Source organism: Caulobacter sp., assembly GCF_039596335.1.
Classification (GTDB): Bacteria; Pseudomonadota; Alphaproteobacteria; order Caulobacterales; family Caulobacteraceae; genus Caulobacter.
On the sequence record NZ_JBCNJZ010000010.1, the window covers coordinates 53945 to 74509 of the forward strand.

General features: G+C 69.2%; 17 protein-coding genes. 4 read left to right on the forward strand and 13 right to left on the reverse strand.

Going from position 1 to position 20565, the window contains the following annotated elements:
• Positions 1-144: 144 nt before the first annotated feature.
• The 4 genes from ABDW31_RS20370 to ABDW31_RS20385 form a co-directional block, all read right to left on the reverse strand.
• Positions 145-1236 (reverse strand): trypsin-like peptidase domain-containing protein, encoded by a 1092-nt coding sequence (locus ABDW31_RS20370; protein WP_184722715.1) that lies wholly within the window; start codon positions 1234-1236, stop codon positions 145-147.
• A 90-nt stretch (positions 1237-1326) separates the two neighbouring features.
• Positions 1327-2268, reverse strand: a complete 942-nt coding sequence (locus tag ABDW31_RS20375; RefSeq protein WP_184722712.1) for a bifunctional riboflavin kinase/FAD synthetase — start codon at positions 2266-2268, stop codon at positions 1327-1329.
• Positions 2268-2693: a MaoC family dehydratase gene (locus ABDW31_RS20380; protein ID WP_184722709.1), complete on the reverse strand. Its 426-nt coding sequence runs from the start codon at positions 2691-2693 to the stop codon at positions 2268-2270. Before ABDW31_RS20380 ends, ABDW31_RS20375 begins: the two co-directional genes overlap by 1 nt.
• 26 nt (positions 2694-2719) lie before the next feature.
• On the reverse strand, positions 2720-3580 hold the full coding sequence (locus ABDW31_RS20385) for a TIGR01459 family HAD-type hydrolase (protein ID WP_184722706.1): 861 nt from the start codon (positions 3578-3580) through the stop codon (positions 2720-2722).
• A gap of 157 nt (positions 3581-3737) precedes the next feature.
• On the opposite strand from ABDW31_RS20385, the gene ABDW31_RS20390 reads away from it, so the two are divergent.
• Positions 3738-4304, forward strand: a complete 567-nt coding sequence (locus tag ABDW31_RS20390) for an NnrU family protein (protein WP_184722703.1) — start codon at positions 3738-3740, stop codon at positions 4302-4304.
• Here ABDW31_RS20390 and ABDW31_RS20395 read toward each other — a convergent pair.
• The 3 genes from ABDW31_RS20395 to tipF all read right to left on the reverse strand — a co-directional run bounded on the left by ABDW31_RS20395 (position 4301) and on the right by tipF (position 6609).
• Positions 4301-4987: a 2OG-Fe(II) oxygenase gene (locus ABDW31_RS20395; protein ID WP_184722701.1), complete on the reverse strand. Its 687-nt coding sequence runs from the start codon at positions 4985-4987 to the stop codon at positions 4301-4303. The genes ABDW31_RS20390 and ABDW31_RS20395 overlap by 4 nt on opposite strands.
• Positions 4984-5211 carry an Ada metal-binding domain-containing protein gene (locus ABDW31_RS20400; protein ID WP_184722699.1) on the reverse strand — a complete coding sequence of 76 codons (228 nt, stop codon included), beginning with the start codon at positions 5209-5211 and terminating at the stop codon, positions 4984-4986. The genes ABDW31_RS20395 and ABDW31_RS20400 overlap by 4 nt, the downstream gene beginning before the upstream one ends.
• Positions 5212-5334: 123 nt before the next feature.
• Entirely contained in the window at positions 5335-6609 is a 1275-nt protein-coding gene (tipF, locus tag ABDW31_RS20405; protein ID WP_184722697.1) for a flagella assembly cyclic-di-GMP phosphodiesterase TipF, read from the reverse strand.
• Positions 6610-6847: 238 nt separating this feature from the next.
• Between tipF and ABDW31_RS20410 the strand changes: the two genes are divergently transcribed.
• Both ABDW31_RS20410 and feoB read left to right on the forward strand, forming a co-directional pair.
• Positions 6848-7159: a FeoA family protein gene (locus ABDW31_RS20410; protein WP_184722695.1), complete on the forward strand. Its 312-nt coding sequence runs from the start codon at positions 6848-6850 to the stop codon at positions 7157-7159.
• Between the two features lie 16 nt (positions 7160-7175).
• A complete protein-coding gene (gene feoB / locus ABDW31_RS20415) occupies positions 7176-9077 on the forward strand; it encodes a ferrous iron transport protein B (protein WP_184724208.1) in 1902 nt (633 codons plus the stop codon).
• A 91-nt stretch (positions 9078-9168) separates the two neighbouring features.
• Here the strand turns inward: feoB and ABDW31_RS20420 are convergent, their stop codons facing one another.
• The 3 genes from ABDW31_RS20420 to epmA form a co-directional block, all read right to left on the reverse strand.
• Positions 9169-10047, reverse strand: a complete 879-nt coding sequence (locus tag ABDW31_RS20420; protein ID WP_184722693.1) for a 3-hydroxybutyryl-CoA dehydrogenase — start codon at positions 10045-10047, stop codon at positions 9169-9171.
• Between the two features lie 124 nt (positions 10048-10171).
• Positions 10172-11212 carry a lysine-2,3-aminomutase-like protein gene (locus ABDW31_RS20425; RefSeq protein WP_184722689.1) on the reverse strand — a complete coding sequence of 347 codons (1041 nt, stop codon included), beginning with the start codon at positions 11210-11212 and terminating at the stop codon, positions 10172-10174.
• Positions 11213-11257: 45 nt separating this feature from the next.
• Complete coding sequence (epmA, locus tag ABDW31_RS20430; RefSeq protein ID WP_343699476.1) at positions 11258-12304, reverse strand: EF-P lysine aminoacylase EpmA; 1047 nt, start codon at positions 12302-12304, stop codon at positions 11258-11260.
• A gap of 121 nt (positions 12305-12425) precedes the next feature.
• Here epmA and efp point away from each other — a divergent pair, with 121 nt between their 5' ends.
• The gene (efp, locus tag ABDW31_RS20435; protein ID WP_184722684.1) at positions 12426-12992 is read left to right on the forward strand and encodes an elongation factor P; all 567 of its coding nucleotides are present in this window, start codon (positions 12426-12428) and stop codon (positions 12990-12992) included.
• A gap of 57 nt (positions 12993-13049) precedes the next feature.
• Here efp and ABDW31_RS20440 read toward each other — a convergent pair whose 3' ends face one another.
• From ABDW31_RS20440 to ABDW31_RS20450, 3 genes are all read right to left on the reverse strand, one after another.
• The gene (locus ABDW31_RS20440) at positions 13050-17654 is read right to left on the reverse strand and encodes an ice nucleation protein (protein WP_343699477.1); all 4605 of its coding nucleotides are present in this window, start codon (positions 17652-17654) and stop codon (positions 13050-13052) included.
• 176 nt (positions 17655-17830) lie between these two features.
• Entirely contained in the window at positions 17831-19528 is a 1698-nt protein-coding gene (locus tag ABDW31_RS20445) for an ATP-binding protein (protein ID WP_343699478.1), read from the reverse strand.
• Positions 19529-19651: 123 nt separating this feature from the next.
• Positions 19652-20536, reverse strand: a complete 885-nt coding sequence (locus ABDW31_RS20450; protein ID WP_184722675.1) for a LysR substrate-binding domain-containing protein — start codon at positions 20534-20536, stop codon at positions 19652-19654.
• Positions 20537-20565: the final 29 nt, after the last annotated feature.

Consider the following 20565-nt stretch of genomic DNA (forward strand, 5'->3'; position numbering starts at 1 on the left):
GCGGGATAGCAGAGGGTTGGCGGAGACGCCAGTGCTTGCCCCCACCTGACCGCTCCGCGGTCGTCCGCCCCCGGAGGGGGCAGACGGTGCTCCGTCTTCCCCCTCAGGGGGAGGAGCGCGAAGCGCGGAGGGGGCGAGTAGGCCTTAAGCCACCCGCCGCCGCTGCCGGGGCGTGATCGTCACCGTCATCAGCCGCGCTTGTCGGATGACCAGGAAGTCCGTTGCTCGGCCAATGCTGTGGTGGTCCAGCGCGCGCAGCAGGTCGTCCAGCCCGGTCAGCGCCTGGCTTCCCGCCGCTACCAAAAGATCCCCCACCTGGATCCCCGCCTTCAGCGCCGGGCCGCCGGCGTCGACGCTGGCGACATAGACCGCATAGGGCTGGGTGACGCCGGTCGCTTTGGCCAGGGCCGGCGGGATCGGGGCCTGTTGCGCGACGAGGCCGATCGAGCCGCGCCGCACGTGGCCGTGGGCCAGGAGCTCGGCGATCACGAAGCGGGCGGTGTTGGCGGCGACCGCGAAGCACAGGCCTTGGGTCCCGGCGATGATCGCCGTGGCGATGCCGACCACCTCGCCGGTGGAATTGACCAGCGGCCCGCCGCTGTTGCCGGGGTTGAGCGCCGCGTCGGTCTGGATCAAGTCCTCGATCAGCCGGCCGCGCTCGGCGCGCAAGCTGCGGCCCAAGGCCGAGACCACGCCGGTGGTCACCGTGGCCTCGAAGCCCAGCGGCGCGCCGATGGCGATGACCAGCTGGCCGCGCCGCAGCTTCTTGGAGTCGCCCAGCCGGGCCGGCGGGATGTCGACCGGCTCGTCCAGCTTGATCACGGCCAGGTCGGTGTCGGGATCGTCGCCGACGCAACGGGCGGTGAAGCTGCGCCCCTCGGCGGTGATCACGACATAGCGGTTGGCGCCCTGGATCACGTGGCTGTTGGTCAGGATCAGCCCGCCTTCAGCGATCACGAAGCCCGAGCCGACGCCGGAGAAGCGCGGATCGTCCAGCATCGGGTGGATGCGCACGACGCTGGGGCCGATGCGCTCGACCGCCCGGACCACGGCGTTGGAATAGGCGTCCAGCAAGTCGCCGTCGGGCAGGGCGCAGTAACCGCCCTCGACCTCGATCGCCCGGCCGGTGTCGAACACGAACTGCGCGCCGTCCGGATAGGCCAGGATCTCGTGCGCGCGCCGCCGCGCCGGCCGCCGGGCGCGGGCGAACAGATCGTATTTCCGTCCCTTGAGCATGCGGTCCCCACCCCAGCGTCAGGGAAGGTTAACGGCGCAGGTTGAGATCGGAAAGCTTTTCTCCTCACCCGTGAAACGCGGGAGGAGAAATCAGAACCCCGGCGCGACGATCGCCCGCGCCGCCTGCTCGTCGCGGCGGATCTGTTCGATCATCAGCTCCAGGCTGTCGAACTTCAGTTCCGGACGCAGGAAGGCGATCAGGTCGGTTTCCAGGACTTGGCCGTAGAGGTCCTCGTCGAAGTCGAACAGCCAGGTCTCCAGCCGGGTCTCGACGATGCCGGTGGTCGGGTTGTTGCCGAGATTGGCCACACCGGGCACTTCGCGGCCGTCCGGCAGTCGGGTGCGGGTGGCATAGACGCCCAACTTGGGGACCACATAGTCCTCGACCTCGACATTGGCGGTCGGAAAGCCCAGCTGACGGCCCAGCTGCTGGCCGCGGCGGACCACGCCCTCGATGGCGAACGGGCGGCCCAGGATGCGGGCGGCTTGCTCCGGGTGTCCGTCGCGCAAGGCGTCGCGCACGCCGGTCGAGGAGAACTTCTCGCCGTCCTTGCCCGCTACCGGCTCGGCGATCGAGACGGTGAAACCGTATTCCTGGCCATAGGATCGCAGCAGATCGGCGCTGCCGGTGCGGCCACGACCGAACGAGATGTCGAAGCCGGCGGCGACGTGCTTCACGCCAAGACCCTGGACCAGCACCTTCTCGACGAATTCGCGGTCGCCAAAACTGGCCATCTCGAAGTCGAACGGCAGCAGATACAGCAGGTCGACGCCCAGGCCGCCCAAGGCGCGGGCCTGCTGGGCGTGGGTCATCAGCTTGAAGGCTGGCTCGGTCGGCCGGAACAGCCGGCGCGGGTGCGGGTCGAAGGTGATGACGCCCAGCGGCGTATGATCGGCCAGGGCGGCTTTAGCGGCCTGCGCGACGACCTGCTGATGGCCGCGATGCACGCCATCGAAATTGCCGAGCGCGACGGACGCGCCTCGCTCCTCAGCGGGCAGGTCCTTCCAGGCGTTGACGGTCTTCAGGCTCATCACGCGGCCGCCTTCCGGGGAACCATGACCACGGCTTCGCCATCGACGACGGCCTTGCCGTTGACTTTGCAGACGGTCGACAGTGTCACCTGGGCCTTGGCGGCGTTGATCTCCGTGACCGTGACGATCGCGGTGACTGTGTCGCCGATCTTCACCGGTCGCTTGAACTTCAGCGATTGCGCCAGATAGACCGCGCCCGGCCCGGGCAGCTGCGTGCCCAGCACCGCCGAGATGTAGCCGGCCGACAGCATGCCGTGGGCGATGCGCTGGCCAAAGCTGGTCGTGGCCGCATACTCGGCGTCCAGGTGCACCGGATTGGTGTCGCCGGTCACGTCGGCGAAGGCGACGATGTCGGCCTCGCCGACGGTGCGGACCAGCTCGGCCGACTGGCCGACCTCCAGGTCCTCGAGATATTTGCCCTGCATTCGCCCGGCCCCCTTTTTCTTGTTCTCTACCAGACCAGATCGCCGATGGCGTGGGTCGCGCCCACCGCCTCGGCGTCGAGCAGGGCCTGGACGGCGTAGGGGATCAGCTGGCCGTCGGGGCCGACGGCCTTTTCACCGTGGATGCCCTTGGCGATGAACAGGCAGGCCAGCTTCTGGTCGTGGGCGCCCTTGACGTCGGTGATGACGCCGTCGCCGACGCACAGCACGCGCGAGCGATCCACCGGCCGGCCCAGCAGCACGGCGGCCTTTTCCAGAGCCAGGTCGTACATGGCGGGATAGGGCTTGCCGGCCATCACGACCTTGCCGCCCAGGCTCTCGTAGAGATCGGCCAGGGATCCGGCGCAGAAGATCAGCCGGTCGCCGCGCTGCACGACCCGATCGGGATTGGCGCAGATGAACAGCAACCCCCGGTCGGCGGCGACCTTGAGGCGGTCGCGATAGTCCTCAGGGACCTCGGTTTCGTCGTCGAACAGGCCGGTGCAGGAGATGAAGTCGGCGTCCTCGCAGGTCCCTTCTGTCAGGCCGAGGCCCGCATAGAGCGGCTCGTCGCGGGGCGGGCCCAGCTTCCAGACCTTGCCCGGCGCCTGAGCCTTCAGCAGCGCCTGGGTGGCGTCGCCCGAGGTGACGAAGCCGCTATAGGCCGCGCGCGGCACGTTCAGGCCGTCCAGCTGCGGCACCACGTCGGGCGAGGGGCGCGGCGAGTTGGAGATCAGCACCACCGGGCCCTTGGTCTCGCCCCACTTCACCAGCGCGTCGCAAGCCTCGGGGAAGTTCTGGACGCCGTTGTGGATCACGCCCCACACGTCGCAGAGCACCACATCGTAGCGGTCGGAAAGGGCGGAAAGGCCGGCGGGAAAGTCCATCATGGGCTGGGCGGTACCGATCGGAAGGCGGGGCGTCAATGTCGCCGGGCCCTATAGCTGTCGTCGCGCGGGCCGGATTCAAGTCTCGCGCAAGACTTGACGCGGTCGCTTTCGAGGACCGCCGTTCCGTGACTATCCTCGCGCAGGAACGGAGGGGCCGATGACGATTCTGATCCTGGGCTTGGTGTTGTTTCTGGGGATCCACTCGGTGCGGATCCTGGCCGGACCGTTCCGCGACGCGCAGGTGGCGGCCAGCCCCAACCGCTGGAAGGGGCTCTATTCGCTGATCTCGGCCGTGGGGCTGGGCCTGATCATCTGGGGCTGGATCCTGGCCCGGCCGATGGCGCCGCAGCTCTACGACCCGCCGACCTGGGGGCGCCACGCCACCTTGCTGCTGGTCTGGCTGGCCTTCGTGCTGATGCCGACCGCCAACGCCCCGACCGGGCGGATCAAGGCCACCGTGCGCCACCCGATGCTGCTGGGCGTGATCTTCTGGTCGGCCGGCCACCTGCTGGCCAATGGCGACCAGGCCTCGGCGGCGCTGTTCGGCTCGTTCCTGGTCTGGGCGATCATCGACCTGATCTCGGCCCTGGGACGGCGCGAACCCGCGCCGGTGGTGGTCAAACCGCGGGCCGACATCATCGCGGTGGTCGCCGGCACGGTGCTGTGGGCGGTGTTCGTGATGGGTCTACACCGGATGCTGTTTGGCGTGTCGCCGCTGGGCTAGGTCGCGTCGTGGAAGATCACGCCCATGGTCCGCCGCCGGCCTGAGCGCACTTCGCTGACGCCGTGCCGGAGAATCCGGCGGTGGACGCCGCGCACGCCGTCGGCGGGGCGTTCGCGGACGGCGAAGATCACGCCTTCGCCCTGCTTCAGCGGCACGACCTGGGGCGCGGACTGCTGTCTCGGGCGCTGCTCGACCAGCACGAATTCGCCGCCCTCGAAGTCGCGGCCGGGCTCGTCCAGCAGGAACGCCGCCTGCAGCGGGAACACGTGCTCGCCGTAGAGGTCCTGGTGCAGGCAGTTGTAGTCGCCGGGGCCGTAGGTCAGCAGCAGGGGCGTGGGCCGCACCTGGCCGGCCGCGTGGCAGCGGGCCAGCATCTCGTCCAGCGCGTCGGGGAAGCGCCGTTCATCGCTCAGGCGCTCGGCCCAGCCGTTGGCGATCACCGACAGCGGGCCGTAGAGGCCTTGGCGTAGGCGCTGGACGACGTCGGGCAGCGGATAGCTGAAATACTTGTACTCGCCGCGCCCGAAGCCGTGGCGGGCCATGACCACCCGGCTGCGGAAGCCGGCGTCTTGGGGATAGAGATCGGCGATGGCGGCGCAGGTCTCGGGCTTGAGGATCGGCCCGGTCAAGGCCCAGCCGCGCGCGTCAAGTTCGGCGGCGATGCGGGTCCAATCAAGATTCACGCGGCCTCGCGGTCGGGCTTGCAGCGCAGGCAGGCGCGGAAGCCGGCGGCGCGGGCGCTGTCGCGGGTGTCATGGAATTCGACGTTCTTGCGCAGCGGTCGGCCGGCGCAGCTGGTCACGCAGTAGACGCCGGTGGTGCGCACGGCGACATAGAACGCCCCGTCGGCGGCGCGATCGCGCGTCTCCCAGGCGGCCCAGCGGGCGTCTTCGGTGTCGTAGGGCATGACGATCTCCTCTTGCGAGGGATCCTGCGCTGGTCTCAGCCGAAGATCATTCCGAAGCTTGCGGTCGTCCTATTTGGCGGCGCGACAGGCGCCGAAACCGGCGACCACTTTCGGCTGTCGCGCCTACCAGCCCACCGCGCGACGGCGCAGCGTGCCGCGCATGAAATCGGCGGGCGGTTCGGCCTCGGCCAGGACGGCGTCGCGGATGGCGCGCGGTTCGCCGAACAGGTGGCCTTGGCCATAGCCGATGTCGAGATCCAGAATGTCGACGATCTGCTTCTCGGCCTCGACCTTCTCGACGATGACCTCGATGCCATAGCGGCGGGTCAGGGCGGCGAAGTCGGTGGCGTTAAGGTCGGGCAGCGAGGCGATGACCAGCTTGCCGTCCTGCTCTTCCAGCTGGTCCAGCATCATCTGGGCGCCGACCTTCAGGTACTTCACGTCGGCGCGGGCCAGGTCCTGGAAGTCCAGGTCCAGGTCGGCGACCTTGTCCAGGCTGAAGCTGAAGCCCAAGCTGGCCAGACGGGCCATGTGGCGGGCCTCGACGGGACCGCGGCGGTCGAATGCGCCCTGGCCCAGCTCGAAGATCACCGCGCCGGCCAGATCCTTGTTGGCCTGCATGAATTCCAGGAACTGCGGGAAGAACGTCTCGTCGCCCAGGCTGGCCAGCGAGATGTTGCAGAAGATCCCGACCTTGCGGTCCTGCTTGGCCAGACGACGCACGATCTGCACGCAGCGGAACAGCAGCAGGTTGTCGATGGCCGTCATCAGGCCTTCCGGCTCGGCTACCGCCAGATACTCGGCCGGCATCATCACGCGGCCGGTGTCGTCGCGCAGACGCGAGAAGCTCTCGTAATAGACCGTGCGGCGCTGGGGCAGGCTGACGATCGGCTGCAGATAAAGGTCCACCCGGTTCTCGGCCAGGGCGTCCTGCACGACTTGCAGCATGTGGCTAGCCTGAGGCGCGCGTTCGCGGCCCTGGCTTTCGTGACGGGCCGAGGCGGCGGCCATCTGGTGGCTGAGCTGGTGCTCCAGCCGGCCGTTCATCTGCTGGATCATGTCCTCCAGCTGATGGACTTCGGACGACAGGGCCTCGGTGCGGCGCTCGGTGTCGGCGGCGACGGTCTCGACCAGGTCGGTGACGCGGGCGTCGACCTTCTCGATCTGGTCCAGCAGGATGGCGTGGGCTTCGCGCACGGTGTCGATGTCGCCGCGCAGGGCGGCGGCCATGAAGGTCTGGGCGACCAGGCCGTGGAAGGCGAAGCACAGGCCCAGCGTGCCGATGAACGCCGAAACGCCGACAGCCGGAGTAGCCCCCATCCTCCAGAGGAAGAGGGAGACGATCAGGGCCAGACAAAGATAGGCGCCCGTCAGGAGCGCCAGCATCAGCCTACGCATGAATTCGCCCACACGAATCGTTAAGGGACAATCAGACCGCCCAGCCGCCAAAGAGTCGAATCTATTAACGACCCTGCGCCATTCGGTCCCAACAGCCCCGGAGCCCGATAGGCTCCTTATTGAAACTCTTAACGCAGCATAACCCAAGTCGAGCTCGGTGCTGAGTCCTTACGCTCCTACGCTGAATCGACAGCGAGGCTTGGCGCTGATAATCACTCGCAAAATGATCGGAGTGGTTATGTCCGAAGCGTACCCCATCTCTCCTGAAGCCGGTTCCGAGGCCTGTGTGCGGCCGCTGGCCGCCGCGCGGCGCGGTGATCGCGGCGTCATCGTCCGGGTCACCGGCGTGTCCGGCGCCGCCGAGGCGGTGGTCGCCGACGAGCTGGAGCGCCGGCTGCTGGAGATGGGTTTTGTCGAGGGTGCGGCCATCGAGGTGCTGCACGAAGGCCTTTTCGGCCGTGATCCGATCGCCGTGCGGGTGGACGACACCCGCGTCGCCCTGCGTCGCCGCGAGGCCGGCGCCGTTTCTGTGAAGTTCGACGGACGGTAAGATCTTGGCTCTCGATATCGCTCCCGCCGACGCGGCGAACGCCCCCGTTTCCGCCGATCGCGCCCGCGTCGCCCTGGTCGGCAATCCGAACTCGGGCAAGACGGCCCTGTTCAACGCCCTGACCGGCAGCCGCCAGAAGGTCGCCAACTACGCCGGCGTCACTGTCGAGCGGAAGGAAGGCGTGCTGACCACGCCGGCCGGCCGCCATATGCGCGTGCTCGACTTGCCCGGCACCTATTCCCTGCGCGCCCGCAGCCCCGACGAAGTGGTCACCCGCGACGCGGTGCTGGGCAAGCTTTCCGGCGAGGCCGCGCCCGAGGCCCTGATCTGCGTGGCCGACGCCACCAATCTGCGCCTCGTCCTGCGCCTGGTGCTGGAGCTGAAGCAGGTGGGCCGCCCGTTCGTGCTGGCCCTCAACATGTACGACATCGCCCAGCGCCAGGGCCTGCGCATTGACCTGGAGCGCCTGAGCCAAGAGATCGGCGCGCCGATCGTCACCACCGTGGCGACCCGCAAGCGCGGCCTGCCCGAACTGCTGACCGAGGTCGAAGCCATCGTCGCGGCCAGCAAGCCGGAACTCACCGCCGAGAATGTCTGGCATGAGCCGACCCCGGCCGAGATCCGCGCCGCCCACGCCCAGGCCGAGCGCATCTTCAAGGCCTGCGTGAAGCCGCCCGAGCGCCCCGACACCATCACCGGCAAGATCGACGACGTGCTGCTGCACCCGGCGGCGGGCCTCGCCATCCTGCTGACCCTGCTGTTCGTGATGTTCCAGGCGGTGTTCACCTGGGCCACGCCGGCCATGGACGGCATCGACGCCGGCTTCGCGGCCCTGGTCGAGCTGACCAACGCCAACCTGCCCAAGGGGCTGCTGACCAGCTTCATCGCCGACGGCCTGATCGCCGGCGTCGGCAGCGTGCTGGTGTTCCTGCCGCAGATCCTGATCCTGTTCTTCTTCATCCTGCTGCTGGAAGACAGCGGCTACATGGCCCGCGCGGCCTTCCTGATGGACAAGATCATGGGCGGCGCAGGCCTGCACGGCCGCGCCTTCATCCCGCTGCTGTCCAGCTTCGCCTGCGCCATTCCCGGCATCATGTCGACGCGGGTGATCGACAACCGGCAGGACCGACTGACCACGATCCTGGTCGCGCCGCTGATGACCTGCTCGGCGCGCATCCCCGTCTACACCCTGATCATCGGCGCCTTCATCCCGCAGGAGACCGTCTGGGGCTTCCTGTCGCTGCAGGGGCTGGTGATGTTCGGCCTCTATGCCAGCGGCATCGTCAGCGCGCTGGTGGTGTCGTTCCTGATCCGCCGGGTGTTCTGGCGCGGCGCCGTCGAGCCCTTCATGATGGAGTTGCCGACCTATCGCTGGCCCGAGCCGCGCAACGTGCTGATGAACCTGTGGACCCGGGCCCGGATCTTCCTGACCCGCGCCGGCCGGATCATCATGCCGCTGATGGTGCTGGTCTGGGTGCTGTCGACCTTCCCCTATCCGCCGGAAGGCGCGACGGGGCCGGCCATCGACTACAGCATCGCCGGTCGCCTGGGTCAGTTCCTAGCCCCGCTGATGGCCCCGATCGGCTTCAACTGGCAGATGACCGTGGCCCTGATCCCCGGCATGGCCGCCCGCGAAGTGGCCGTGGCCGTGCTGGGCACCGTCTATGCCGTCGGTGGCGAGGACGGCGAGACCGGCGCCCTGTCGACCTTGCTGAAGCACCAGTGGTCGCTGGCCACCGCCCTGTCGTTCCTGGCCTGGTACGTCTTCGCGCCGCAGTGCCTGCCCACCCTGGGCGTGGTCAAGCGCGAGACCAACAGCTGGGTCTGGCCGACGGTGATGTTCGTCTACATGGTCGGCCTGGCCTATCTGGCGTCCTTCATCGTCTACCACACGGCCGTGGCCCTCGGCGCGGGGTGATGGGCGCGGGCTGAGCCCCGCCTTCAGGGGGCAAGAAAAAGCCCGCCCCGGGAGACCGGGGCGGGCTTTGTCGTTGTGGAGCGCGGCGCGATCAGCGCGTCGGGACCGGGACCTCGCCGCGATAGTCGTAGAAGCCGCGGCCGGTCTTCTTGCCCAGCCAGCCGGCCTCGACATACTTCACCAGCAGCGGGCAGGGGCGGTACTTGCTGTCGGCCAGGCCTTCGTGCAGCACGTTCATGATGCTCAGCACGGTGTCCAGGCCGATGAAGTCGCCCAGCTCCAGCGGGCCCATCGGATGGTTGGCGCCCAGCTTCATCGCCGTGTCGATGGCGTCGACGGTGCCGACCCCTTCGTACAGCGTGTAGATCGCCTCGTTGATCATCGGCACCAGCACGCGGTTGACGATGAAGGCGGGGAAGTCTTCGGCGTTCGAGGTGATCTTGCCCAGCGACTGGGCGAAGGCCACGGCCGTCTCGTAGGTCGGCACGTCGGTGGCGATGCCGCGGATGATCTCGACCAGCTTCATCAGCGGGACAGGGTTCATGAAATGCAGGCCGATGAAGCGCTCGGGGCGATCGGTCGACGAGGCCAGGCGCGTGATCGAGATCGACGAAGTGTTCGAGGCCAGCAGCGTCTCGGGCTTGAGGTGCGGCTGCAGGCTGCGGAAGATCGACTTCTTGATCTCCTCGTTCTCGGTCGCCGCCTCGATGGCCAGGTCCGTGGCGCCGACGGCCTCGAGGCCTTCGGCGGGCTGGATGCGGGCGAGAGCCGCCTTCATGGCCTCGTCGTCGATGATGCCGCGGCTGACCTGGCGAGCCAGGTTCTTCTCGATCAGCACCAGGCCGGCGTCGATCCGCTCGCGCGAGATGTCGTGTAGCTGCACGCCATAACCGCCCAGGGCCACGACATGCGCGATGCCTGCGCCCATCTGGCCCGCGCCGATCACGCCGACCGTCTTGATTTCACTCATAAAGCCAAGCCTTCGCTTGAAATCGCGCCGGGCTTTCGCGCTCGGCCTTCGGATATGCCGAGATTTCTAGCACGAGAAACCCTCCGCTCGGCAAGGCTTTGCTGCGATGCAACGCAGCGTGGCGTCAGTCGCGGGGCGGATAGGGGTGGCGAACCCCGGCCGGATCCTCGACCTGACCCTCGCCCAAATAGTTGGGGCCGACCGGCGCCTTACCGTGTCCGCCGGGGATATCCAGGATGTAGGTCGGCTGGGCCAGGCCCGACAGATCGCCGCGCAGGGCCCGCATGATCGCCTGGCCTTCGGCGATGCTCGTACGCAGGTGCGAAGTGCCCGGCGCGAAGTCGTGGTGGTGCAGGTAGTAGGGCCGGATCCGCGTCTCGACAAAGGCCCGCATCAGGTCGGCCAGGGTGTCGGGATCATCGTTGACGCCCTTCAGCAGCACGGTCTGGCTCAGCATCGGAATGCCGGCGTCGACGATCCTGGCGCAGGCGGCGCGGGCCGCCGGGGTCAGCTCACGCACATGGTTGGCGTGCAGGGCGACATAGACGGTCTTGGTCGAGCGCTTGAGGGCCGCGATCAGCTCGGGGCTCACCGCATCAGGATCCACGGCCGGCACACGGGTGTGGAAGCGGACGATCTTGACGTGCGGGATGGCTTCCAGCCGGTCCATCAGATCGGCCAGGCGTCGGGGCGACAGCACCAGTGGGTCGCCGCCGGTGACGATTACCTCCCAGATCTCCGGTCGGCCGGCGATATAGGCGAAGGCGGCGTCCAGCTGGGCCGGGGTCAGGTTCGACAACCCCTCGGGCCCGACCATTTCGCGGCGGAAGCAGAACCGGCAATAGACCGCGCAGGTGTGGGTGGGCTTCAGCAGCACCCTGTCTTTATAGCGATGCACGATTCCATCCACAGGGCTGTGGATATCATCGCCGATTGGGTCCGGATCCTCGCCGGGCGTGGAGATCAGCTCCTCGGACGCGGGGACGAACTGCCGGGCGATCGGATCGTCGGCGTCGGCCGGTTCGATCAGCTCGGCCATGGCCGGGGTAATGGCCACCGCATAGCGCGCCGCTACGGCCTCCAGCGCCGGCAGGCGCTCGGGCGCGACCAAGCCGGCCTCGGCCAGCGAGCGGGCGTCGCGCAGGGTCTTTTCGGTGGAGGCCATGAGGGGCGGGGATATGAGGGATTTTGCGGCTTTAGGCAAACCGGCCTAGCCCGCCACCGGCGTCCAGACCACGTCCTCGATCCGGCGGGCGCCGCTGGCCAGCAGCACCAGGCGGTCGAAGCCCAGGGCCGAGCCGGAGGCTTCGGGCATGTGCTCGAGGGCGGCCAGGAAGTCCTCGTCGATCGGATAGCGCTCGCCGTAGATGCGGGCCTTTTCGTCCATCTCGATCATGAATCGGCGCCGCTGTTCGGACGGGTCGGTCAGTTCGCCAAAGGCGTTGGCCAGCTCGACGCCGCAGGCATAGAGCTCGAAGCGTTCGGCCACGCGCGGGTCGGCGTCTTTCGGGCGGGCCAGGGCGGCTTCCGAGATCGGATACTCGCACAGCACCGTGGCGCGGCCTTCGCCCAGGCGCGGCTCGACCTTCTCGACGATGATGCGGCTGAAGATGTCGGCCCAGCCGTCGTCGTCAGCCACGCGGATGCCGGCGGCGCGGGCGCCGTGGGCCAGCTGTTCGCGGTCCGTCGAACCGTCGGCCGCGACACTGGCCAGCAGATCGACGCCGGCGTGGCGGTCGAACGCCCCGGCCACCGACAGGCGTTCCGGCTCGGCGAACGGATCGCAGCTGATGCCGCGGAAATCGAAGCGCTGGGTCCCCGCCGTCTCGGCCGCCAGGGCCAGCAGGGTGGCGCAGTCGTCCATCAGGGTCTGGTAGGGCGCGCCGGCCCGATACCATTCCAGCATGGTGAACTCGGGATGGTGCAGCGGCCCGCGCTCGCGGTTACGCCACACCCTGCCCAGGCTGAAGATCTTCTCCTCGCCAGCGGCCAGCAGCTTCTTGCAAGCGAACTCTGGCGAGGTGTGCAGATAGAGCGGCGAGGCCTCGCCCGAGATCGTCAGGGCCTCCGTGCCGAAGGCGTGCAGATGCGCCTCGTTGCCGGGCGACACCTGCAGGGCGGCGGCCTCGACCTCCTCGAAACCCTGGGCCTCGAACCAGGCGCGGAAGGCCTTGGTGATGCGGTTGCGGGCCAGCAGGAACGGCCGGCGGTCGGCGTGGACATCGCTGCGCCACCAAGGGGATGAAGTCGAGGACAAGGTCAGCAAACCGAAGAGACTGGAGATTTTGCCCCGTTCGCTATACGAGGGCGCTCACGGATCAATACCACGATCGCGCCAGCGCACTCGCGCGCGCTTTCCACCCAAGGACGATAAGTACGTGAAGGTCGCAGCCAGCTCGCTCCGCAAAGGCGCCGTCGTCGATATGGACGGCAAGCTCTACGTCGTCCTGACGGTCGACAACATCCACCCCGGCAAGGGCACCCCGGTGACCCAGCTGAACATGCGCCGCATCTCGGACGGCGTGAAGGTTTCGGAACGCTACCGCACGACCGAGCAGGTCGAGCGCGCCTTCGTCGACCAGCGCAACCACACCTTCCTGTACCAGGACGCCGAAGGCTTCCACTTCATGAACCCGGAAAGCTACGACCAGCTCGTGGCGACGGAAGAAGTGATCGGCGACGCCGCACCGTACCTGCAGGAAAACATGACGGTGCAGCTGTCGACGCACAACGACGTGCCGATCGCCATCGAACTGCCCCGCACCGTGATCCTGGAAATCGTCGACACCGAACCGTCGGTGAAGGGCCAGACCGCCTCGTCGTCGTACAAGCCGGCCGTGCTCAGCAACGGCGTCAAGACCACGGTCCCGCCGTACATCACCGTCGGCACCCGCGTGATCATCCTGACGGAAGACAACAGCTATCAGGAGCGCGCCAAGGACTAAGCGTCCTTCGGTTCGAAGACTTCAAAGGCCCGGAGCTGATGCTCCGGGCCTTTTTCGTTACAGCCCGATGGCTTCCAGCTGGCTGGGGGTCATGGCGTTCAGCTGGGCCGAGGTCAGCTTGTTGACCTGGGCGCGCGAGAACTGGGTCAGCTGGCCGGGCGTGAAGGCGGCGATCTGCGTGCTGGTGAAGCCGCTGATCTGGCTGGGCATGATCTGGCCGATCTGGGTGGCGTTCAGGCTTTCAATCGCCGTGGCCGGCAGCTGCCCCATCTGGGTGGTGCTCAGGGCGCCCAGCTGCTGGCCCGACAGACGCGCTAGCCCCTGAGGCCCGAACGAGGCCAGCTGCTCACCCGTGAAGCCGCGCACCTGGGTGGCGCTGAGGCTGGCGAACTGGGTGTCGCTCATGCCGGCCACCGCCCCGATCGACAGGGCGCCGATCTGCGTGCCGGTGAGGGCCGCGATCTGCGAGGCGCCGAACTCGCCCATGTCGGCGGTCGACAGGCCGCGCAGCTGCACGGGCGTCAGGCCGGCGATCTGGCCCGCCGTCATCGACGCTACCTGGGTGACGCTGAGGGCTGAGATGTCCTCCGGCGAGAAGCCTTCCAGCTGGTCGGCGGTCAGGGCGCCGATCTGGGTGGTGGCCATCTCGGCGATGTCGGTGACGCTGAACTGTTCGATCTGGGTGGTGGTCAGGCCGCGCACCTGGGTGGTGGTCAGGCGGGCGAACTGGGTGGCGTCGAGCGCCGCCAGGATCTCGCCGCGCACCGCGCCGATCTGGCCGGCCGACAGCATCGCGACTTGGCTGGACGAGAAGACGCCGAAGCTGGCGGCGTCCAGGCTGGCCACCTGGGTCGTCGCCAGGCCGGCCACCTGGGTGGTCGACAGCGCCGCCAGGCGGCTGGTCCCCAGCGCTGCGAAGGCGGCCGGCGACAGCGCGCCCACCTGGCTGGCGCTCAAGGCGGCCAGGTCGGTGGTCGACAGGCCCGCGATCACCGTGGTCGAGACCCCGGCCATCTGGGTGGCGGTCAATTGGGCCAGGCGCTTCTGCAGCACCGAGTCCGGCAGGACCGAGATCTGGGTCGGCGACAGGCCCGACAGCTGCGTGGTCGACAGGGCGCTCAGCGCCGTCGTCGTCAGGCTGGACAGGTTGGTGGTCGACAGCGCGCCCAGCTGGCCGCCGGTCAGGCCGCCGACCTGGGTGGTCGACAGCTCGGCGAAGTCGGTGGTCGACAGCGACCCCATCTGGGTGGCCGTCAGGGCCTGGACCTGGCTCATCGACAGGCGCGACACCTGGGTGGCGGTCAGGGCCGAGAGCGCGGTGTTGCTGAGCGCCGCCAGCAGTCCGCCCGACAGGCTGCTGACCTGGGTGACGCCCAGCGCGGCGACCTGGTCGCCGGTCAGCACGCCGGCCTGGGTGGTCGAAAGGCCGGTCAATTGAGCTGCGCTCAGGGCGGCCACCTGGGTGGCGGTCATGGCCGGCAGGATGTCCGTCGACAGGGCGCCGACCTGGGTCGAGTTCAGGGCCGCCAGCTGGGTGGTCGACAGGCCGGTCGCCTGGGTCGACCCCAAGGCGGTCAGCTGGGTGGCGCCCAGGGCCTTGACCTGGGTCGTGGTCAGGGCTGCCAGCTGGGTCGTGGTCAGGGCGGCGATGTCGCTGGCCGGCAGGCCCGCCAGCTGCGTCGCGCCGATCGCGCCGATCGCGCCGATCTGGGTGACGGTGAAGTCGGCCATGTCCTCCGGCGCCAGACCCTTCAGCTGGGTGGCGGTGAGGGCGGCGATGTGCGTGGTCGTCAGGGCGCCGAACTGGGTGGCGGTCAGGGCCGAGACGGCGCTGGGACTGAGGCCCGAGACCTGGGTGGTGGTCAGGGCGGTCAGGCGCGAGCTGTCCAGGCCGGCGATGGCCGAGGACGTCAGGCCGGTCAGCTGGGTGGAGCGCAGGGCGCCCCACTGGGTGGTGCTCAGCTTTTCCAGGTCGTCGGCTTCCAGGGCGGCCATCTGGGTGGCGCTCAGGCCCTGCACCTGGGTGGCGGTGAGGTTGGCCCACTGGGTGGCGTCCAGCACGCCGACCAGTTCCGGATTCAGCGATGCGACCTGGGTGGCGGTCAGGGCGGCGATCTGCGTGCCTTCGAGCACCGCGAACAGGGTCGGGGTCAGGCCGCGGATCTGGGTGGCGCTGAGCGCCCGCACCTGGGTGGCGTTCAGCTGCTTGAGGCTGTCGCCGTCCAGCTGGCCGAAGTTTTCGCCCGACAGGGCCGCCAGCTGGGTCGGCGTCATGGCGCCGATCTGGGTGGCCGTGAAGTCGGCCATGTCCAGGGTGCTGAGGCCATTCAGCTGGGTGGGCGTCAGGGCGACGATCTGGCTGGTCGACAGGGCGCGGACCTGGGTCGCGTCCAGAGCCGAGATCGCGGTGGGGCTGAAGCCCGAGATTTGCGTGGTGGCCAGGCCCGCCAGGCGCGAAGCCTCCAGTCCGGCGACGGCCGTGGGGGTCAGGCTGCCCAGCTGGGTGGAGCGCAGGGCGTTCCACTGCGTGGCGCTCAGCTTGTCCAGGTCGTCATTGTCCAGGCCCGCCAGCTGGGTGGCGGTCAGGCCCTGGACCTGGGTGGTGGTGAAGCTGCCCCACTGGGTGGTGTTGAGGTCGCCGACCAGGTCGGGGTTCAGCGCCGCGATCTGGGTCGGTGTCAGGGCGCCGACCTGGGTCTCGCTCAGGATCGCGAACAGAGTCGGGGTCAGGCTGCGGATCTGGGCGACGCTGAGACCGCGCATCTGGGTCGGGCTCAGCTGCCGCAGGCCTTCCTCGTCCAGGCGCGCCAGGCTGTCGGCTGACAGCGCCGCCAGCTGGGCCGGCGTCAGGGCGGCGATCTGGGTGGCGCTGAGCGCCGCGGCCAGGCTGGTGGGCAGGGCGCCGAGCTGGGCGGTGGTCAGGGCCTTCAGCTGCGTCGGGCCCAGGCTGGCGATCTGTTCGGCCGTCAGGCCGGCGATGGCCGTGGCGGTCATCCGGCTGATCTGGGTGGCGCCGAGGCCCGAGAGCACGGTGGTCGACATGTGCGGAACGATGACGCCGACCTGGGCGCCGTCCAGCACGCCGATCTGGGTGGTGCTGAACTGGGCGACATCCTCGTCGGTGAGGCCGTTCAGCTGGGTCGTCGTCAGACTGCGGACCTGGGCGGTCGACAGGCGGGCCACCTGTTCGTCGTCCAGCCGCGACACCGCTTCCGGCGACAGGCCGTTCAGCTGGGCCGGGTTCAGCCCGCCGATCTCGGTCGCCGTCATGCGGGCGACGTCGTCGGGCGTGAAGATCTTGAGCTGGGCCGCCGTGATGCTGGCCATCTGCGTGGTCGCGAAGGCAGTGACGGTGCGCAGGCTGGCCAGCTGCGTGCCGGTCAGGGCCTGGATCTGCGGGCCCGTGATGGCCGTGACCTGTTCCGGCGTCATGGCCGCCAGGTCGCTGGTCGACAGCGCCTTCAGCTGCAGCGCCGTCATCCCGCGGACCTGGGTCGGGGTGAAGGCGGCGAAGTCGTCGTCGGACATCTGCGCCAGGCGCTCGGCCGGCAGCTCGCGGATCTGGGCGGCGGTGAAGGCCTTCAGCTGGCTGCGGGTGAACTCGCTGAAGTTCTCGCCGTCCAGGTTCTTCAGCTGGGCGGGCAGCAGGCGGGCGATCTGGCTGGCGGTGAGCGCGCCGACCTGGGTGGCGTCCAGCGCCGTGAAGGCGGCCGGGGAGAAGCCGGCGACCGCCGCCGGATCCATCGCCGCCAGCTGGTCGGCGGAAAGCGCGGTGACGGCCGTGACCGACAGCTGCACGGCATGATTGCCGGCCAGGCCGCTGAGCTGGGTCGGCGTCAGGCCGGCCAGGAACTCCGGTTCGGCCCGGCCCAGTTCGGTGGCCGACAGCGACTTGATCTGGGTGGGCTGCAGGGTGCTGAGGCGCGAGCCCAGGGCGTTCAGCTGGGCGGCGTTGAGGGTCGACAGCTGGGCGGGAACGGCGCCGCTCCACTGATCGGCCCGGGTCAGGGCCAGGGTCTCGGGCGACAGCGCCCGGATCGTCACCGCCGACAGGCCCGCGAACTGGGTAGGCGTCAGTACGCCGATCTGATCGGCCGACAGGGCCGAAAACTGGGTCACGTTCAGGGCGTTCAGCTGAACCGCCGACAGGGCGCCCAGCTGTTCGGCGCCGAACTCGGCGATGTCGGAGGCCGGCAGGGCGCGCAGCTGGGCGGGCGTCAGGGCCTTGACCTGCTCGGGCGAGAGACTCTGGACCTGCTCCTGGCTCATGGCCGACAGGGCGGCGGCGCTCAGCGACGTCATCTGCGAGGGCAGGAAGTCGTCCAGCGCCTGGGTGCTGAGGCCCGAGACCGTGGTGCTGGACAGGGCCTGGACCTGGCCCTTGTTCAGCAGCATCAGCTGGCTGCCGGTGAAGGTCACGCCCTGCGACAGGCGGGGCAACTGAGCGGCGGTCAGGCCCGACAGCTGGGTCAGGCCGAAGGAGGCGAACTGGTCGGGCGTCAGGCCGCTGATCGCCGAGGTCGAGATCGCCGCGACCTGGGCGCGGGTCAGCTTGGCGAATTCGGACGGCGGCGCCTCGGCCAGGCTGGCAGGGCTCAGCGCGGCGATCGCCGCGGGCGTAAGCTTGGAAAGGGGGGAGGGGTCCGAACTGACGGCCACCATCACAATACTCCCACCGACTCTTGCATCCGCTCCGGCGTCCCATTCGAGGACGACGCAAGCTCCGGCGCCCCCAACTTCAGGGGCGAATCTAGCGGGGCCACTCTAGGTGGAGTTTTCTACAGTTCAAACTGCATTAACCTCCACGGCCGGGTGTTATCGTCGCAGGCGCGGCGTTTTCAGCCGTGTTCGGCGCCCGTCCGGCGGTCGAAGCGGCCGATCGTCGAGACCAGGGCGGCCAGTTCGACGGGTTTCTCCACGAAGGCGTCCATGCCGGCCTCCAGGGCGTCGTCGCGCTCGCGGTCGGTGACGCCGGCCGTCAGGCATATGATCGGCAGCTGCTTCCAGCTCTCTTCGGCCCGGATCCGGCGGGTGGCTTCCAGCCCGCCCATCACCGGCATGTTGAAGTCGATCAGCACCATGTCGAAGTCGCGGGCGCGCAGGGCGTCCAGCGCCGCCTGGCCGTCGCCGGCCTCGGCCACCTCGCAGCCCAGCGGCTTCAGCATCATGCCGATGACCTGGCGATTGATCGGGTAGTCGTCGACGACCAGCAGCCGCAGCGGCGCGTCGCGATCATCGGCCTCGCCGCCGCTGGCGGTGGTCTCGGCCGCCGCCAGGTCGCAGGCGAAGGTCAGGGTGAAGGTCGAGCCCTGGCCCTCGACACTGCGGGCGCTGACGGAGCCGTCCATCATCTGGGCCAGCCGCCGGGTGATGTTCAGGCCCAGGCCCGTGCCGCCCGACCGCCGGGCCACGCTGGCGTCGGCCTGGGCGAAGGGGGCGAACAGCTTGTCCAGCACCGCCGGGCTCATGCCCACCCCGGTGTCGGCGACGACGACCTTCGCCATCGCCCGGCCGTTCTCGACCGGGCCGCAGGACACCCGCACCTGGATCTGGCCGGCGTGGGTGAACTTCACGGCGTTGGAGATCAGGTTGGCCAGGCATTGACGCACGCGCAGCGGATCGAAGGCCAGCGTCGAGGGCAGGGCCTCGTCGAGGGTCAGCACGATGTCCGTGCCCTTCTCGCGGGCCAGGGGCGCGTTCAGCCGCACCACGCGGTCGGCCAGCTGGGCCAGGTCGCCGGGGATCGGAGCGATCTCCAGCTTGCCGGCCTCGATCTTGGCCAGGTCAAGCACGTCGTTCAGCAGGCCCAGCAGGGCGCGGCCCTGGTCTTCCAGCAGCTCGACCTGCTCGCGCTCGCCGGGCTCCAGCGGCTCCAGCTTCAGGGCCTGGGCCAGGCCCAGCATCCCGGCCAGCGGCGTGCGCAGCTCGTGGCTCATCAGGGTCAGGAATTCGGACTTGGCCTGGCTGGCCGCCTCGGCCTGGACCTTTGCGGCTTCCAGCGCCCGCCCCTGCAGGGCGTTGGTCGCGGCAGCCTTGGAGGTGTAGGCGATCAGCATCAGCGCCGCGGCGGTCAGCACCACCCGCTGGCCGGGCGGGAAATCGTTGAACACCGCGCATAGGCTCAGCAGCAGGCTGGCCGCGCCGCCGCCGATGATCGCCAGCAGCAGGGTCGAGCGGGCGGTGAAGGCCTGGGCGTGGACCAGCAGGGCCGACATCAGGCACAGGGCGGCCAGGCGCATGGCCTCGGTGTCCAGGGTCCACAGCCGCAGCACCAGCGCCCACCAGACCAGGTTCATCCAGGTCACCGCCGCCACATAGGCCAGCCGCTGGACCAGGGTGCTGGAGCGGGCGCTGCGCTGCGGGTCGCTGGTGATCCATACCCCGGCCTCGGCGCTGGCCACGGCCAGGCCCCAGGCCAGGCCCCAGGCCAGGCCCGAGGCCACATCGATCTTCCAGGTGAAGAGGGCGGCGCAGGTCGCGGAGATGATCAGTCGCAGGCCCAGGGTCGGCAGGCTGCGCGCCGTGACCGCGGTCACCCCTTCTCCCAGCCATTTGGACCCGTCCGACATGGTCCCTCACGCGTGACGCGACGCCCCCGGCGCCCACTAGGGTTGAGCTTGGTAACCCGCTTCGCGTCCCGTGCAACAGGGTGCGAGCCCTTAGGTCCGGCTTCGCTCGCGCTCTGTCTCTTTCAGGAACCAGTCCCGCAGCTTCAGGATGCGGGGCAGCTTCGGGTTCTGGCCGCGCCAGACGAAGTGGTGGCCGGTCTCGACGTCGATCTCGCCGGACAGGGGGCGCACCAGGCGTCCGTCCTCCAGCTGGCGCTTGGCGTAGCCGCTGCGGGCCAGGGCGAAGCCCAGGCCCTGCACCGCCGCATCCAGCATGATGGCCGAGCTGTCGAAGCCGAGGCCCGGCCGCAGCTCCGCGGGTTCGACGCCCATGGCGCGGAACCACAGCGCCCAGGGCAGTTCGGTGTGCCGCAGCAGCGGGGCGTCCAGCAGGTCTTCCGGCGTCGCAACCGGATGGCTGGCCAGTAGCTGGGGACTGCAGACGGGGAACATGCGGTCGTCGATCAGCCGGGCCGACTCCATCCCCGGCCAGGGGCCCGTACCGTAGCGCAGGGCGATGTCGACGCCGTCCGTGCTGAGGTTGGCGACGCGATCCTCCACCCGCAGCATCAGGTCCGGCTCTTCGGTGTCGGCGGACAGCCGGGCCAGGCGGTGGGACAGCCAGCTGGATGCGAAGGCCGCGCCGGTCGAGATGACGACCGGACCGCTGGCCGCGCGGCGGGCAGTGTCGACGCCCTCGCGCAGGGTGGCGATCGCCGCAGAGACCTGGCCGGCCAGGGCCGTGCCAGTCGCGGTCGGCTCCATCTGGTTGCCGCGCCGGGTGAATAGCTGGACTCCCAGCTCCTCCTCCAGCTTGCGGATCTGCTGGCTGACCGCGCCGTGGGTGACGAACAGCTCCTGCGCCGCCCGGCTGTAGCTCCGATGGCGCGCGGCCGCCTCCAGGGCGACCAGGGACGAAAAGGGCGGCAGACGCATGATCGGGCGGCCAGGTTGTTAGCCAGGCT